Raw genomic sequence first — 16,437 nt, 5'->3', positions numbered from 1 at the left:
GTGCCCCGCTTCAGCGTCATCGTTCCCTGTTTCAAGGTGCAGGGCTTCCTGCGCGAGTGCCTCGACTCCGTTCTGGAGCAGTGCTTCCGGGACCTGGAGCTGATCGCCGTGGACGACTGCTCGCCGGACGGCTGCGGCGCCATCCTCGACGAGTACGCGGCCCGGGACCCGCGGGTGAAGGTGCTGCACCTGCCGGAGAACGTCGGCCTCGGCCGCGCCCGCAACGCCGGACTGCCCCACGCGAGCGGCGACTTCCTCTTCTTCCTCGACAGCGACGACACCCTCACGCCCGGTGCGCTGCGCGCCGTCGCCGACCGCCTGGCGGAGTGCGGCGACCCGGACGTGCTGGTCTTCGACTACGCGCGCACCTACTGGTGGGGCGGGACGCGCCGCAACGTCCTCGCCCACCTGCTGACCGAGGCCGGACCCGGGACGTTCACGGTGGACACGTATCCGCAGATCCTCGATCTGCTGATGGTGGTGTGGAACAAGGTGTACCGGCGGGACTTCGTCGAGGAGAACGGCTTCCGGTTCCCGCCCGGCTACTACGAGGACACCCCCTGGACCTTCCCGGTCATGCTCAGCGCCGGGCGGATCGCGGCCCTGGACCGGATCTGCGTGAACTACCGCCAGCGTCGCCAGGGCAACATCCTGTCCACCACCAGCCGCAAGCACTTCGACATCCACGACCAGTACGAGCGGGTCTTCGCGTTCGTCGACGCCCATCCCCGCCTCGCGGCCTGGCGGCCCTACCTGCACCGCAAGATGGGCTTGCACTGCCTGGACATCCTGGCCAAACCGGACCGGCTGCCACCCGGTGACAAGGCGGAGTTCTTCCGGCGTACGGCCCGGATGTTCGCCGCGCACCGGCCCGAGGGCGCCCGGGTCGACGGGGAGGTCCGCCCGCTGACCGGGAGCTACGCGATGTACCAGGTCAGGCGGCAGGCCGGGCGGGCCGGACGGGAGCTCGGACGGCGCGGGCTCCAGGCGCGCAAGACGGTGGCCGGGCGGGCCGGGCGGGGGCTGGCCGGGCTGCACGCCCGCCGCCCGCTGGACGCGGACCTCGCCGTGTACTCGGCGTTCTCCCACAAGGGGATGCTCGGCGACCCGGCGGCCGTGTACCGCGCGGCCCGCGAGATCGCCCCGCACATCCGGGGGGTGTGGGTGGTCAGGGACGCGGAGGAGGCCCGGCGCCTGCCCCCGGACGTCCCGTACGTGCTCGTCGGCTCCCCCCGCTACCTGGACGTCACCGCGCGGGCGAGGTTCTTCGTCAACAACGTGAACTGGCCCGGCACCGTGGTCAAGCGTCCCGGCAGCGTGTTCGTCCAGACCCACCAGGGCACCCCCCTCAAGTACATGGGCGCCGATCTGCTGGGCAAGCCCGGTGCCCGGCACGGCTTCGACGTGCCGCAGATGCTGCGCCGGGCCGACCGCTGGGACTACAGCCTGGTCGCCAACCGCCACTCCGAGCTGGTGTGGGAGCGGGCCTACCCCTGCCACTTCACCTCGGTCCGCACCGGCAGCCCGCGCAACGACGCCCTCGTGACCGGAACGCCCGGCGGCGGGGCCGGGTTCCGGGCCCGGCACGGCATCCCCGAGGACCACACGGTCGTGCTGTACGCGCCGACCCGCCGCGACTACCGCCGGGGCGGCCACGTCGACCGCCTGGACCTGGCCCGGTTCGCCGCCGGCCTCGGCGAGGGCCACACCCTCGTGGTCCGGCTGCACCCCGCCCTCGCCACGGGTCCCGCGCGCGGGCTGGGACTCGCCGAACTGCACCGGCGGGGCGTGCTGGTGGACGCCACGGACGAACCCCACGTGGAGGAGGTCATGCTCGCCTCCGACGCGCTGGTCACCGACTACTCGGCCCTGATGTTCGACTACGCCAACCTGGACCGGCCGATCGTCGTGCACGCCGACGACTGGCCGGCGTACGTGGCGAGCCGGGGCGCCTACCTCGACATCACGGCGGAGGCGCCGGGTCACGTGTCGCGGTCCTACCGGGAGCTGGCGTGGCTGTTCGCGTCGGGGGCGTGGCGGGACGAGGAGTCGGCGCGGCTGCGGGCGGACTTCCGGGCCCGGTTCTGCGAGTTCGACGACGGCCGGGCCGCCGAGCGGGTGGTGCGGACGCTGATGCTGGGCGAGCCGATGCCCGAGCCGGAGACCGCCCTGGTGCCCGGTCCGGCCGCCGGCCACGACCTGCTCACCTCGACATGAGGCCACGTACCTGGGTGCTGGTCCTGGGCGCCGTGTTCGCGCTGTGCCAGCTCGCCGGCGTCACCGGCCGGGACACACCCGACTCGAAGAACTACGTCTCCTACGCGCTGGGGCTGCGCGGCGACGACAAGCGCGCCGCCGCGGACGCCACCATCGACTGGGTGTGCGAGGGCCGGGCGTCCCTGGCGCGCCGGGGCCAGAGCGTGGACGTGGTGCGCTACCACCGGCCGGACCCCACCGCGCAGGTGTTCGCGGAGTGCCGGGCCGAGGAGTGGCGGCCGGTGGACCGGCGGCTGCGGGCCGGGCAGACCGACGGGCACGTCGTGCCGTTCGTGGGTGAGCGGCTGCGCCGGTTCTTCGAGGCGCGGCCCGGCTATCCGGTGTTCCTGGTGCCGTTCGTCACGGTGTTCGGGGTGACCTGGGGGGTATGGGCGGCGAGTGTCGTCGTCACGGTCGCGGGCGGGGCGCTCGTCTTCCTGATCCTGCGCACCCTGTCCGTGCCCGTGCCGCTGGCGCTGACCGGTCAGGTGCTGTTCTACGTGCTGCCGTGCGGTGCGACCGCGATGCGCCCGATGACCGAGGGCCTGCTGCTGGCGCTGAGCCTGGCCGGGTTGTGGGGCTGTGCGCTGGCCCTGACCGGCCGGGCCCGGGCCGGTGTGGCGCTGGTCGCGGGTGCCCTGCTCGCGCTGTTCTGGGTGAAGCACTCGCAGGCGCTGTTCCTCGGGACGTGCCTGGCGGTCGCGAGCGCGGCGGTCGCGGTACGGCGCCGGCGGCTCGGGCGGGCTCCCGGGCGCGGGGTGACGGCGATCGCCGTCGTGGGCTGCTGTGCCGCCGTGGGGACGGTGCTGCTGGCCGGGCTGCTGCACTACCCGTCCGAGTCGGAGAGTCTGCAGGACCTGCTCACCGGCCACTTCTCCCGGCCGGACCGGGTGCGCCCGTGGCGGGACCTGGAGCATCTGGAGGCCGGCTTCTGGCTGGAGTGGATCCGGCGGCAGCTGTGGCAGCCGCTGTTCCTGGCGGCGCTGGCGGCCGGGGTGCGGGGCGCGGTGCGGCGGCGCGCGTTCGGCTGCTTCCTGGTGGCGGCCGCGGGTACCGGGATCCTCACCCAGGCCGCGCACCCGGACATCAACATCTGGGGCGACCGGCTGATCGTGCTGGCCTGGCTGCTGCCGGTGGTCGGGGTGCCGCTGCTGCTGGAACCCCTCGTCCGGCGTGCGCTGCCGGTGCCCGCGCAGGGGCACGCCGGACGAGGGGTTCACTCGATGAGGTGAGCGAGCGCGTTGACCGTGCCGCTCTCGTCACTCGACGACGAGGTCGACCTCGATGTTGCCGCGGGTGGCGTTGGAGTAGGGGCAGACCTGGTGGGCGGATTCCACCAGCTTGCGGCCGGTCGCCTCGTCCACGGTCTCGGGCAGCTCCACGCGCAGCGTCACCTTCAGGCCGAAGCCCTCGCCCTGCTTGCCGATGCCGACCTCGGCGGTCACCGCGGCGTCGCTGACGTCCACCTTCGCCTGGCGGCCGACCAGTCCGAGGGCGCTGCCGAAGCAGGCGGCGTAGCCTGCGGCGAACAGCTGCTCGGGGTTGGTGCCCTCGCCGTTGCCGCCCAGCTCCACCGGCGGGGCCAGCTTGAGGTCGATCTTGCCGTCGGAGGAGACGGCACGACCGTCGCGGCCGTGGGTGGCGGTGGCGACAGCGGTGTAGAGCGCGTCCATGGATGACCATCCCTCTCGAAGTCACGTTCCGGCGGCTCCTTGGCGGGCCGCCTCACGACCACAAGTAGAGCACACAATTTAGTTGTGCACAACTAAATGGCTCCCAAGAGCTATCCTGGAGCCATGACCGCCACCCCGTCCCCCGTTCCCACCCCGGCCCCCGAGGCCGAATGGCTCCGTCTGGACCGCCAGATCTGCTTCTCCCTGCACGCCGCGTCCCGCGCCTTCAACGGCGTCTACCGCGTGGTCCTCAAGGACCTCGGTCTCACCTACCCGCAGTACCTGGTGATGCTGGTGCTGTGGGAACACGGCGACCTGCCGGTCAAGAAGCTGGGCGAACACCTGCGCCTGGACTCCGGCACGCTCTCCCCGCTGGTCAAGCGGCTGGAGGCGGCCGGCCTGGTCCGCCGGGAGCGCAGCGTCCGCGACGAGCGCTCGGTGGAGGTGCGGCTGACCGAGGAGGGCGCCGCGCTGCGCGAGCGGGCCTTGCAGGTGCCGCGCCGCATCGCCGAGGCGACCGGCTTCGACCTGGAGGAGATCGGCGAGCTGCGCACCCGCCTCGACCGGCTCACCACCGCTCTGGACGCAGCCGCACCGGACGGAACAGGCTGCCTGTAGCCAGGGTCCTGCGCACGTAGAGCCGCAGCACCACACCGTCGCGCGCCCGCTCCTCCCGCAGCGCGAACCGGTCCTGTACGACGGCCAGTTTCGCCCGGTCGGTGGGGTCGCCCGGGTACCGGGACGAGCGGACGAAGCGCCGCTCGGCGACGATCCACACCCGGTCGAGCCCGGCCAGCCTGCGGCGCAGCAGCTCCGGGCCCACCTCACGCCCGTACAGCGTGCCGGACGCGGGCGCGTCCGCCGCCAGCGCCACGTCCCGGATGCCGCGGAAGCCCGCCGGGTAGGCCAGCGCCGTGCTGCGCGCGTGTGACGGCAGGAAGAGCACGGGGTCGCCGGGGCGCAGTTCGCGGGCGACGTCCGTGGACATGGCGGCGAGGTTGTCGGGGCGGTGGTCCGGGGAGCGGTCCTGGCGGAGCAGCGGGAGCTGGTGGACGAAGGCGAGGGCGACGGCGAGGACACCGGCGAGGGTGAGGAGGGGCCCGCGGACACGCGGGTTCGCCAGGCGGGCGCGCGCCCGCGGTCCGGCCGCGCGGCCGGCGCGTCCCAGCAGTCCGGCCACCCGGTCCGCCCCGGCCGCCACCAGCAGCGGCGCTCCCGCGAGCGCGTAGAGCACGTACCGGTCGACGTACAGCGGCGTCAGCAGCGAGGCCGGCATCAGGACCGCCGGGGGCACCACCGCCAGCGGCAGCGCCACGCCCGCGCACGTCACCTCCCCGCGGCCGCCCACGAGCCGCGTCAGCCCGAGGGCCGCCAGGGCCAGGCAGGTCCCGTACACGCCGGAGGTCGGTCCCACGAACTCCCGCAGCAGCGCGCCCGCGGTCTCCATCGTCGGCTCCCGCACCCAGGCGAGCTGCGCGGACTGGGCGTGCGAGACCACCACCATCGGCAGCAGCGCCAGCGTCACGGCCGCGGCCGCGCGGCCCCACGCCCACCACACCCTCGCCGGCACCCGGGCCAGCGCGAGCGTCCCGGCGTGGGCGAGCAGCAGCAGGACGGCGAGTTCGTGCAGCCAGCAGGTGACGCCGAGGACCGCGCCGTACGCCCACCAGCTCCGGCCGCCGGCCGGCACCGCCCGCACCAGGAGCAGGGTGGCCCCCGCCGCGCCGGCCGCGACCAGGGCGTAGGAGCGGCCCTCCTGTGCGTAGTGCCCGACCATCGGCGTGACCGCGTACAGCAGCCCGGCCCACAGTCCGACGCGGGGCCGGGCCAGCCGGGTGCCGAGCGCGGCCACCAGGCCGGTGGCCAGTGCCGCCGCGCACACCGACGGCAGCCGGAGCAGGACCTCGCCGGGGTGGAGGGCGAGGACGGCGTGCATGAGCAGGTAGTAGAGGCCGTGCACCGCGTCGACCTCGTGCAGCAGGCGCCAGATCTGCGGCACCGTGCGGCGTGCCACCTGGAAGGTGACCGCCTCGTCGCGCCATATGCCGCCGCGGTCGAGCCCCCACAGTCCGAGCACGAGCATCACGGCCGTGGGGACGGCCACCGCCGCCCCGCGACGGACGCGGCTCGGCTCAGGGTCGACGAGGGGACGAAAGTTCACCACGGCCCGATCTTTTGCGATTAGCCAATGTTTGGTGAGGATTGACGGCGTATCGGCACGGATACTCCATCCTCGCGGCTTACGCTGCCAGGGATGAACCGCCGCCTGCTCTCCCTCGCCGTCGTCTGGCTGACCACCCGTGCCGCGATGCTGTGGCTGCTCGCCCACAACTCCGCCACCCTCCTGGGGCGGGGTTCGGTGGCGCGCGAGGTGTGGCGGCTGTACTTCAACTGGTACGAGACCCTGTCCCGGGGCGCCTTCCCGGCACACGACACACTGTGGCAGTACCCGCCGGGGGCGGGCGTGGTGCTGCTGGCGCCGGGGCTGCTGCCCGGGCTGACCTATTTCCAGGCGTTCGTCGTCCTGACGCTCGCCGCCGACGCGCTGATCGCACTGGCGCTGGCCCGCGCGGGCACCCGGCCGGGGCGCAGCCTGCGCGGGGCGGCGCTGTGGACCGGCGCCCTGCCGCTGCTGCTGCACGTGCCGCTCGCCCGGTACGACGTGCAGGTCACGGCGTTCGCCGTCATCTCCCTGTTGACGTTGTCGCGTTCCCCGCGCGTGGGCGGGGTGTGCGCGGCGCTGGGCGGGCTGGTGAAGGTGTGGCCGGCGCTGGTGCTGCTCGGGGTGCCCAAGGGGCGTGCGGCACGGTCGGCGTGGACGTGGGCGGCGGGTGCGGGGGCGGTCCTCTTCGGCATCCTCGCCGCGCTGTTCGACAATCCGCTGGCCTTCGCACGCCAGCAGGGGAACCGGGGCGTCCAGATCGAGTCCCTGGGCGGGACCGCGCTCAGCCTCGCCACCCATGCGGGCTGGCCCGGCCGGGCCCGCTACCGGTACGGCGCGGTCGAGCTGCTCGGCCCGCACGTCTCCGCCGTCGCCACCGCCTCCCTCGCGCTCACGGCGGCCGCGTTCGCGCTGCTGGTGCTGTGGCGGGTGCGGGCCCGGCACTGGACCGAGGCGACGCCCTACGACGCCGCGCTGTGCGCCGTACTGCTGTTCACCGTCACCAGCCGTGTCATCAGCCCCCAGTACATGATCTGGCTGATCGGGCTGGCGGCCGTCTGCCTCACCTCCCGGCACACCGTCCAAGGACCGGTGGCCGCGCTGGTGGTGGCGGCGAGCGCGGTCAGCGCCGTCGCCTATCCCGTGTTCTACCGCGAGGTCATGGGCTGCACCTGGCCGGGCTGCCTGCTGATGCTGCTGCGCAACGGGCTCCTCGCGACGGCCGCCGTGCTCTCCTTCACCCGGCTGTGGCGCTCCACCCGGCTCCCGGTCGCGAAGACCGCGCCCGTGCGTGAACCCCGCCCCTCCTCGGGCCGCTTGCCGCACCGCGCGCTGAGCCCCCGCTGACGAGGGGACCGCCGCACATGACCTGGTTGATCACCGGCGGGGCCGGCTACGTCGGGGCGCACGTCGTGCGGGCGATGACGCGGGCGGGGGAAGAGGCCGTGGTGTACGACGACCTGTCCGCCGGCATCGCCGACCGCCTCCCGGAAGGGGTCCCGCTGGTGACGGGCTCCACGCTGGACGGGGCCCGGCTGGCGCGCACACTGGCCGAGCACTCCGTCACCGGTGTCGTCCACCTCGCGGCCAAGAAGCAGGTGGGCGAGTCGGTGGACCGCCCGCTGCACTACTACCGGCAGAACGTGGAGGGCCTGCGGGTCCTGCTGGAGGCGGTGACGGCGGCCGGTGTCGCGTCCTTCGTGTTCTCGTCCTCGGCGGCGGTGTACGGCATGCCGGACGCCGCGCGCCACGGGGATCCGGTGACCGAGGAGACGCCGTGCGCGCCGCTGTCCCCGTACGGCGAGACCAAGCTGGCCGGCGAGTGGATGGTGCGGGCGACGGGCCGGGCCACGGGGCTGTCCACGGCATCGCTGCGCTACTTCAACGTGGCGGGCGCGGCCGCCCCGGAACTCGCGGACACGGGCGTCTTCAACCTCATCCCCATGGTCTTCGAGAAGCTCATCGAGAACGCCTCGCCGCGCATCTTCGGCGACGACTACCCCACCCCGGACGGCACCTGCGTGCGCGACTACATCCACGTGGTGGACCTGGCCGAGGCCCATGTGGCCACCGCCCGTGCCCTGCGGTCCTCCCCCGGCATCAACCTGACCTTCAACATCGGCCGCGGGGAAGGGGTGTCGGTCCGCGAGATGATCGACCGCATCAACGCGGTCACGGGTTACAACCGCCCCCCGACCGTCGCCCCCCGCCGCCCCGGCGACCCCGCCCGCGTCGTCGCCTCCGCCGACCGCATCGCCGTCGAACTCGGCTGGCAGGCCGAGTACGACGTCGAGGACATGATCACCTCGGCCTGGGAGGGCTGGCTGCGCCACCATCCGGAGGCGGCCCGCTCCTGACGGGCCCGGGCGGCCGGACGGTCGCCGCCCGGGTGCGTCAGAGCGCCTTCAGGGCCGCCGCCGTCGCCTTGGCCAGTGCGGGCAGGTAGCCCTTGGGCGGCTTCGGGTCGCGGATCACGACGGAGCGCCAGTACAGGGGGCCGGAGATCAGGTCGAGGGCCAGTTCGTCGTCGACGCCCGCGCGGAGTTCACCGCGCTGCTCGGCCGCTGCGACGATCTTGCTGGCGACGCCCTCCTGACCGTCCCGCAGGGCCTTCTGCAGGGCTTCGGCGATCTCGGGGTTGCGGGCCGCCTCGGCCTGGAGGTCGGGGATGACCTGCGAGGCGACGGGGTGGCGCAGCGCGCGGGAGGTCAGCTCGTACAGCAGCCGCAGGTCGCCCTCCAGGGAGCCGGTGTCCGGCACGGGCAGGCCCAGCACGGCGAGCGCCGAGACGACGTCGAGGACGAGGTGCAGCTTGGAGCGCCAGCGGCGGTAGACGGCGGTCTTGCCGACGCCGGCGCGGCGCGCGATGCCCTCGATGGACATGCGCGCGTAGCCGCTGGCCGCCAGTTCCTCGAAGACGGCCGCCCGGATCGCCTCGGTCACGTCCTGTCGGAGCACGGCGGCCCCGGCGGGGGTCCGTCGGCGCGGACGCGTCTGGGGCTCGTCGGCGTTCGTCGTCATGAGGTCCAGCATAGGGCGTTGCGACGAAACGGTTGCGTTCCGACGTCGATTGGCCCTACTCTCACGTTGCGACGATACGGTCCCGTCCCGACGTAAGAAAACGTGAAGAGAAGCGTAAGCAAACGCCCGGTGACGCGGACCCGGCGGCAGCCCGGACGCACGCAGCCCCCTCCCCCCGAACGAAAGCAGCGGATGTGAGCCAGGTTCTCCACACACCGCCCGCGACCCCGGTCCCGGCCGACGACGACCTCGCGGCCCTGGCCGCCCGGCACGGCCTCACGGTCAGCGGCGCCCGCCCCTCCCTGCCCGAGTACGTCCGCCAGCTCTGGGCCCGGCGCCACTTCATCGGCGCCTTCGCCACCGCCAAGCTCACCGCCCAGTACAGCCAGGCGAAGCTCGGCCAGGTCTGGCAGGTCATGACCCCGCTGCTCAACGCGGCGGTCTACTACTTCATCTTCGGCGTGCTCCTGGGGACCAAGCACGGCGTCCCGGACTACATCCCGTTCCTGGTCACGGGCGTGTTCATCTGGACGTTCACGCAGAGCTCGATCATGGCCGGCACCCGGGCCATCTCCGGCAACCTCGGCCTCGTCCGGGCACTGCACTTCCCGCGCGCCGCGCTGCCGATCTCCTTCTGCCTCCAGCAGCTCCAGCAGCTGCTGTTCTCGATGGCCGCGCTGATCGTCATCCTGCTGTGCTTCGGCGTCCCGGTCTCCGTCTCCTGGCTGCTGGCGCTCCCGGCGCTGTTCCTTCAGTTCACGTTCAACGCGGGCGTGTCGATGATCATGGCCCGGATGGGGGCGAAGACCCCGGACATCGCCCAGCTGATGCCGTTCGTGCTGCGCACCTGGATGTACGTGTCCGGCGTGATGTGGAGCATCGACAAGCTCACCGAGAAAGACCACCTGCCGCACCTCGTGACGGTCCTGCTGGAGACCAACCCCGCCGCGGTCTACATCGACCTGATGCGCTTCGCGCTGATCGACAGCTTCCACGCCCACCAGCTGCCCCCGCACGTGTGGGCGGCGGCCACGGGCTGGGCCCTGCTCGCCGGAGCCGGCGGCTTCATCTACTTCTGGAAGGCTGAGGAGACGTACGGCCGTGGCTGACAACGTGAACGACACCCGCATCCCCACCGTCATCGCCGACGAGGTCGACATCGTCTACCGGGTCAACGGCACCGGCGCCGGACGCGGCACCGCCACCGCCGCCCTCAACCGCATGCTGCGCCGCAAGCAGGCCGAGAAGGCGGCGGGCGTGCGCACGGTGCACGCGGTCAAGAAGGTCTCGTTCGTCGCCTACCGCGGCGAGGCGATCGGGCTCATCGGCACCAACGGCTCCGGCAAGTCGACGCTGCTGAAGGCGGTGGCCGGCCTGCTCCCGGTGGAGAGCGGCCACATCTACACCGACGGCCAGCCCTCCCTGCTCGGCGTCAACGCCGCCCTGATGAACGACCTGACCGGCGAGCGCAACGTCCACCTCGGCGGGCTCGCCATGGGGATGTCCCGCGAGCAGGTCAAGGAGCGGTACGAGGAGATCGTCGAGTTCTCCGGCATCAACGAGAAGGGCGACTTCATCACCCTCCCGATGCGCACCTACTCCTCCGGCATGGCCGCCCGGCTGCGCTTCTCCATCGCCGCCGCCAAGGACCACGACGTGCTGCTGATCGACGAGGCACTGGCCACGGGCGACCGCTCCTTCCAGAAGCGTTCCGAGGAACGCATCCGCGAGCTGCGCCGGCACGCGGGCACCGTGTTCCTGGTCAGCCACAACAACAAGTCGATCCGCGACACCTGCGACCGGGTGCTGTGGCTGGAGCGCGGCGAGCTCCGCATGGACGGGCCGACGGAGGAGGTCCTCCAGGCGTACGAGGCCTTCACCGGCGACAAGAAGCCCAAGGCCGCCCCGAAGAAGAAGCCCCGGCCGGAGCCCCTGCCGGCCGCCTAGGGTCTTTCGTTCGGATCATGCCGGCCCCCCGCGAGCCCGGCATGATCCGAACGGGAGGCCCTGGCCGGGCCTCCCCCGGTCGGCGCAGCCGGGGCCGCGCCTTTCGTCCCGTCGGTGACACCATGAGCTGAAAGGTGCGACCCCGCTGACGTCGAGGCGAAGGAGTCCCCCGCGATGCCCGAGCTCAGCGTCATCGTCCACGGGCCGAACACCCAGGGACACCTGACGGAACTCCTCGACTCCCTGGACGCCCACCCGCTGCCGGACGCCGAGGTGATCGTGGCCGCGGTCGGCGACTGGGCCCGGGAGACGGCCGAGGGCCACGCGCCGGAGACGGTGGTGCTGCCCCTGCCGGCCGGCACGGGTGCCGCGGCGGCCCGGGCGGCGGGCGCGGCCCGGGCCTCCGGACGCTGGCTGCACTTCGTCCACGCCAAGGACGGCCTGCCCGCCGGTGCCCCCCGCACGGTCGCCGAGCGCGTCACCGAACTCCCCGACGAGGTCGACGTCCTGCTCTTCGACCACGTCACCAGCACCTGGCAGACCTCCGGCAGGCCCTCCGGCGGCGGACACCTCCTGGCCCGGACGGGCCGCGCCGAGCTGCCGCTGGACGAGGCCCCCCACCTGCTGCGCCTGACCCCGCTGCTCGGCAACCGCGCCCTGCGCGCCGACTTCTGGCGGGCCCACCAGGACCGGCTCGGCACCGACGACGAACCCTGCGCGGCGTACGCGGCGCTGCTGCACGCCGGACGGATCGCCTGCCTGAACCAGGTGGCGTACGAGGACCGCCGGCTGCGCGCCGAGAGCCTGCCCCCCGCCGCGCCCGAGGACCGCTACGCCCTCGTCGACCGCTACGAGACGCTGCTGCCCCTGGCCAGGGACCGCCCCGCCACGCGCGCGGTCCTCTACGACCTCATGGTCCGCGACCTGCTGCGCACCTTCGCCCGCGAGGACCTGCCCGAGCCGGTGGCACGGGAGTTCTTCCGCCGGGCCTCCCTGGCGGCGGTCCGCTGGCGCACACCGGAGCACCGCCGCCCGGCCGGTCTCGAGGGCGTCCGCCGCGCCCTGCTCGAGGAGGGCGCCTACACCCGCTACCGCGCCTTCCAGGCCGCCAACCGCACCCGCCGCGCGGCGAGGGCGACGCTGCGGACCCGCCGGCGGCAACTGGACGCCCGGCTCCGCGACCACCGGTACCGCCGGGCCCTCGGCCGCCCGGTCGACCCCTGCCTCGCGGTGTTCGCCGCCTACTGGGACCGGGGGGTGGCCTGCAACCCGGCCGCGATCGCCGCGAAGCTCGCCGAACTCGCCCCCCACATCCACCCGGTGTGGGTGGTGACCAAGGAGAACGTGCCGCTCCTGCCGCCCGGTACCGACCACGTCGTCCCCGGCACCCGCCGCTACTGGGAGGTGCTGGCCACGGCCAAGTACCTCACCAACAACGTCAACTTCCCGGGCGCGGTGGTCAAACGGCCGGGCGCCGTCCACCTCCAGACCCACCACGGCACCCCGCTCAAACGCATGGGCCTGGACCAGATGAAGCACCCGGCCGCCGCCCAGGGCATGAACTTCGCCGCGCTGCTGGACCGCGTCGACAAGTGGGACTACAGCATCTCCGCCAACAGCCACTCCACCCGCATGTGGGAGCGCGCCTACCCGTCCCGCTACACGTCCCTCGACTACGGCTATCCGCGCAACGACGTCTTCCACACCTGCGACGCCGAGGGGGTGCGCGCCGTCCGCGACCGCCTGGGCATCGCCCCCGGCCGGCGGGCCGTCCTGTACGCCCCGACCCACCGCGACTACGAGGCCGGCTGGACCCCCCGCCTGGACCTGGCGGCCCTCGCCGACCGGCTCGGCGAGGACACCGTCCTGCTGGTGCGCGGCCACTACTTCTACGGCGGCTCGGCCTCCCCCCTGGCAGGCCTGCGCCGCACCGGAAGGGTCGTCGACGTCTCGGCGTACGACCCGGTCGAGGACCTGTGCCTGGCGGCGGACGCCCTGGTCACGGACTACTCGTCCCTCATGTTCGACTACGCGGGCCTCGACCGCCCGATCGTGGTCTACGCCGACGACTGGGAGACGTACGCGACGACCCGCGGTGTCTACTTCGACCTGCTGGCCGAACCGCCGGGCCAGGTGGCCCGCACCCAGGAGGAACTGACGGAGATCCTCACCACGGGCGCCTGGCGGGACGAGGGCGCGGCGAAGGCGCGGGCCGCCTTCCGGCGCCGTTTCTGCGAGTACGACGACGGGCGCGCCGCCGAGCGGGTCGTGCGGCGGGTCTTCCTCGGCGAGAGCCCGGAATCGCTGCCGCCGGTGATCCCCGTCGAGGAACGCACACCGGCGCCGACCCCCGAGGAGGCGGCTTCATGACCCCCGTTGTCCCCCGGTACCCCGGCTCCCCCGACGTCACGGTGACGGTGATCGTCCACAACGACGCGGCACGCCTGCCCCGGGCGGTCGCCTCGCTGCGCCGGCAGACCCACGCCGGCATCGAGATCATCATCAGCGACGACCACTCGACCGACGACACCCCGGCGGTGGCACGGCGGCTGGCGGCCGAGGACCCCCGTATCCGCTGCCTCCGGCTGCCGGAGAACAGCGGTGGCTGCAGCGCCCCGCGCAACCGCGCCCTGGAGATCGCCCGGGCGCCGTACCTGATGTTCCTGGACAGCGACGACGAACTGCCCGCGAACGCCGTCGAACTGCTCCTGTCCGCGCACCGCGAGCGCGAGATCGACTTCGCGATGGGCGCGGTGCTCCGCATACGGGTGGACAACGGCCGCCGCTCGACCTGGATGCCGCACCTGGTGGCCGAGCGCCGCACGGTGCGCGGCATCGAGACCGACCCCCGCCTCCTGTTCGAGCACCTGGCGACCAGCAAGATGTACGCCCGCTCCTTCCTGGACCGCCACGGCCTGCGCTTCCCCGAGGGCATCCACTACGAGGACCAGTTGTTCTCGGCGCAGGCGTACTGCCTGGCGAAGTCGTTCACGATCATCCCGCAGCCGGTCTACCACTGGTACGTCGACCCGTACGCGGGCGCCGGCCCGGCCTCGATCTCGAACCAGCGGCACAGACTCACCAACGTCCGCGACCGCGTCCACGTCCAGCGCCTGATCGACGAGTTCCTCACCGAGAGCGGACACGAGTCGCTGCGCGAGGACAAGGACTACAAGTTCCTCAAGCACGACTTCCGGATGTACGCCGGGGACCTGCCGTACCGGGACGAGGAGTGGCTGGCGGCCTTCGCCCGGATCGTCACGCCGTACCTCGACTCGCTCGAGCCCGGCGCGTACGCCCGCCTCCCGCGCCCGGAGCGCGTCGTCGTCCAGCTGGTCCGCGACGGCCGCCTGTCCGAGGCCCGGGAAGCGGCCCGCGGCCTGGGCCACGCGGTCGCGCCGAGACAGGTGACCCCCGGCCCCGAGGGGGACGCCACCTACTGGGGCGACCGCGTCCCGGGGGCGATCTGGGCCCGCCGTGAACTGGACGTCACCGATCTGGAGCTGGACACGCGTCCCTTCCCCAGCGCCCTGTTCCGCCACGAGATCACGGAGCTCGCCCCCGGCCCCGGCGCCTCGCTCGACCTGACGATCCGCAGTTACGACCCGGGGCTGCGGCTCCCCGTCGGCCCGCAGCGCGCCGCCCTCCTGCTCAGCCCGGGCCGACGCCGGCTCACCCTCCCCTTCCGCCTCGACCCGGTGCGCCCCGGAGTCTTCCAGGGACGGGTCCGCCTCGACCTCGCCGCCGCGCCGCTGCCCCTGCACGGTTTCGACGGCATCCGCCACCCCGTGCTCCGCATCGGACAGCAGGGCCTCGCCCACACCGGAGTCCTGCTGGCTCCCCCCGCCTTTCCGTCCCTGACCACCCGTACCGCCCACCACCGTGTGACGGTGGAACCGGAGGGCCGCAACCCGGGCCGCCTCCAGGTGCGCTGGCGGCCGGCCGGCGTCACCGCTCACCTGATCCGCCCGGTCGCCCGCCGGATGGCCCGCCCTACGGTGCGACGGGCGGCGCGGCTGGTGGCCGGCGTGCTGCGGTAGACCCGGCCGGCCCGTGCGGCGCCGTGGCCCCCGGTTCCGGGGCGGGACGCCACAGCCGGTCGAGTGCCAGCGGCACGCCGATCACGGGGATCAGCCATACCGGGACGTACAAGCGGTCCCCTTCGGCCGCGAGCGGGTGCACCACGGTCGTCGCGAATCCGGTGAGGCCCACGGCGATCACGCACAGGGCGACCGGCACCGAGCGCCGCCACACGCCCCAGGCCCCCACCGCGAGCAGGAAGAGCAGCGCGGGGGCGAGGGCCTCCCGCTGGAGCCACTGCCACCAGTACTGGTGGTCGAGGCGGGCGAGGGCCCGCCACGGGTCGGCGATCTCGGGGCGGGTCCAGTGCAGGGTGAAGGTGTCCTGGAGCGAGTCGGTGATGCCGGGCAGGCCGAGGATGCCGCTCAGGGCCAGCGCGGCCAGTGTGCCGCCCGCCGAGAGCCCGGCCAGCCAGCCGGTGCCGCGGTGGCGGGTGCGGGGGACGAAGAGCAGCGAGGCGCAGGCGGCGGCCGCCAGGAAGAGGGCCGCCGGCAGGAAGCCGGCGTACTTGACCGCGAGTCCGAGCGCGAAGGCGCCGGTGAACAGCACGGCTCCGGGCAGGACGCGGCGCTGGAGCAGCCACACCGAGGCGAGCAGCAGCGCGGTCAGCAGGGCGAGGGCCGGCCCCTCGGTGAGCGGCCGGCCGCCCCAGGAGGCGAGCGGAGTCACGTAGCAGAGGACCTGGCCGAGCACGGCGGCGGGAGGCGGCGCCCGCAGTGCGCGCAGCAGCAGGTGCACGAGGTATCCGGCGAGCGTGGTGCAGGCGAGCGCGACCAGGGTGAGTCCGGGCTTGGCGCCGAGCAGCGCCACGAAGGGGGCGGCGAGCAGCGGGTACGCGGGGCGGGTGGCGAAGATCTTCTCGTAGCGCGGGTCGGTGGGCGTGAGCCCGCCCGCGTACTTCTTCTCGCACGCGGCCGCGTACTGCGCCTCGCGGCCCGGTCCGCGGAAGTGGAGCTGGTCGAGCATCCGGTTGCGGTGGACGAGCCTGGCCGTGTCCTCGCAGTAGGCGGCGACGGCCTTGCGGGTGGCCGTGGGCCGGGAGTCGCCGAGGAACTCGTACGCCTGGCGGGCGTAGCGGTAGGAGTCGTTGGAGAAGCGGGTCGCCGGGTAGCCGAAGACGTGCAGCAGCACGAAGGCCGCCGCGACGAGCGCCGGGACCGCCCGGTGGTGCGCTGTCACACGGCAGACCTTAGCCCGAAATGTCCCGATGAGTGGGGGGCGCCCCGAGCCGGTTCCGGCTCGGGCTCCCGCGGGCCCGGCGGGCTGCGGCGCCTGCCAGGCCTGGTGCGGGGACGGTTC

At 73.5% G+C, this 16,437-nt stretch carries 13 protein-coding genes; 9 read left to right on the top strand and 4 right to left on the bottom strand.

Annotated elements, in window-relative coordinates:
* Together ABZX30_RS25425 and ABZX30_RS25420 are read left to right on the top strand one after the other, a co-directional pair.
* A complete protein-coding gene (locus ABZX30_RS25425) occupies window positions 1-2,217 on the top strand; it encodes a CDP-glycerol glycerophosphotransferase family protein (RefSeq protein WP_355937319.1) in 2,217 nt (738 codons plus the stop codon).
* Window positions 2,214-3,488, top strand: a complete 1,275-nt coding sequence (locus ABZX30_RS25420; RefSeq protein ID WP_355937317.1) for a hypothetical protein — start codon at window positions 2,214-2,216, stop codon at window positions 3,486-3,488. The genes ABZX30_RS25425 and ABZX30_RS25420 overlap by 4 nt, the downstream gene beginning before the upstream one ends.
* 27 nt (window positions 3,489-3,515) lie before the next feature.
* Here ABZX30_RS25420 and ABZX30_RS25415 read toward each other — a convergent pair whose 3' ends face one another.
* Window positions 3,516-3,929, bottom strand: a complete 414-nt coding sequence (locus ABZX30_RS25415; protein ID WP_355937315.1) for an organic hydroperoxide resistance protein — start codon at window positions 3,927-3,929, stop codon at window positions 3,516-3,518.
* 123 nt (window positions 3,930-4,052) lie between these two features.
* On the opposite strand from ABZX30_RS25415, the gene ABZX30_RS25410 reads away from it, so the two are divergent.
* A complete protein-coding gene (locus tag ABZX30_RS25410) occupies window positions 4,053-4,547 on the top strand; it encodes a MarR family transcriptional regulator (RefSeq protein WP_355937313.1) in 495 nt (164 codons plus the stop codon).
* On the opposite strand, the gene ABZX30_RS25405 is transcribed toward ABZX30_RS25410, so the two are convergent.
* Entirely contained in the window at window positions 4,498-6,093 is a 1,596-nt protein-coding gene (locus ABZX30_RS25405) for a glycosyltransferase family 39 protein (protein WP_355937311.1), read from the bottom strand. The two genes, ABZX30_RS25410 and ABZX30_RS25405, sit on opposite strands and share 50 nt — an antisense overlap.
* Before the next feature lie 90 nt (window positions 6,094-6,183).
* On the opposite strand from ABZX30_RS25405, the gene ABZX30_RS25400 reads away from it, so the two are divergent.
* Both ABZX30_RS25400 and galE read left to right on the top strand, forming a co-directional pair.
* Complete coding sequence (locus ABZX30_RS25400; protein ID WP_355937309.1) at window positions 6,184-7,437, top strand: glycosyltransferase 87 family protein; 1,254 nt, start codon at window positions 6,184-6,186, stop codon at window positions 7,435-7,437.
* A gap of 17 nt (window positions 7,438-7,454) precedes the next feature.
* Entirely contained in the window at window positions 7,455-8,447 is a 993-nt protein-coding gene (gene galE, locus ABZX30_RS25395; protein WP_355937307.1) for a UDP-glucose 4-epimerase GalE, read from the top strand.
* Between the two features lie 37 nt (window positions 8,448-8,484).
* Here the strand turns inward: galE and ABZX30_RS25390 are convergent, their stop codons facing one another.
* Window positions 8,485-9,111, bottom strand: a complete 627-nt coding sequence (locus ABZX30_RS25390) for a TetR/AcrR family transcriptional regulator (RefSeq protein WP_355937305.1) — start codon at window positions 9,109-9,111, stop codon at window positions 8,485-8,487.
* A 194-nt stretch (window positions 9,112-9,305) separates the two neighbouring features.
* Between ABZX30_RS25390 and ABZX30_RS25385 the strand changes: the two genes are divergently transcribed.
* From ABZX30_RS25385 to ABZX30_RS25370, 4 genes are all read left to right on the top strand, one after another.
* Window positions 9,306-10,220 (top strand): ABC transporter permease, encoded by a 915-nt coding sequence (locus ABZX30_RS25385; protein ID WP_355937303.1) that lies wholly within the window; start codon window positions 9,306-9,308, stop codon window positions 10,218-10,220.
* Window positions 10,213-11,058 carry an ABC transporter ATP-binding protein gene (locus ABZX30_RS25380; protein ID WP_355937301.1) on the top strand — a complete coding sequence of 282 codons (846 nt, stop codon included), beginning with the start codon at window positions 10,213-10,215 and terminating at the stop codon, window positions 11,056-11,058. The genes ABZX30_RS25385 and ABZX30_RS25380 overlap by 8 nt, the downstream gene beginning before the upstream one ends.
* A 174-nt stretch (window positions 11,059-11,232) precedes the next feature.
* On the top strand, window positions 11,233-13,428 hold the full coding sequence (locus tag ABZX30_RS25375; protein WP_355937299.1) for a CDP-glycerol glycerophosphotransferase family protein: 2,196 nt from the start codon (window positions 11,233-11,235) through the stop codon (window positions 13,426-13,428).
* Window positions 13,425-15,098, top strand: coding sequence for a glycosyltransferase family 2 protein (locus ABZX30_RS25370; RefSeq protein ID WP_355937297.1), 1,674 nt, complete (start codon window positions 13,425-13,427; stop codon window positions 15,096-15,098). Before ABZX30_RS25375 ends, ABZX30_RS25370 begins: the two co-directional genes overlap by 4 nt.
* Here the strand turns inward: ABZX30_RS25370 and ABZX30_RS25365 are convergent.
* Complete coding sequence (locus ABZX30_RS25365; RefSeq protein WP_355937296.1) at window positions 15,052-16,317, bottom strand: hypothetical protein; 1,266 nt, start codon at window positions 16,315-16,317, stop codon at window positions 15,052-15,054. The genes ABZX30_RS25370 and ABZX30_RS25365 overlap by 47 nt on opposite strands.
* Between the last annotated feature and the right edge of the window lie 120 nt (window positions 16,318-16,437).

This window comes from Streptomyces sp. NPDC004542 (assembly GCF_040610035.1).
In the GTDB taxonomy this organism is placed as follows: Bacteria; Actinomycetota; Actinomycetes; order Streptomycetales; family Streptomycetaceae; genus Streptomyces.
The sequence above is the reverse complement of the archived record's forward strand: the minus strand, read 5'-3'. Positions and strand labels throughout refer to the sequence as shown.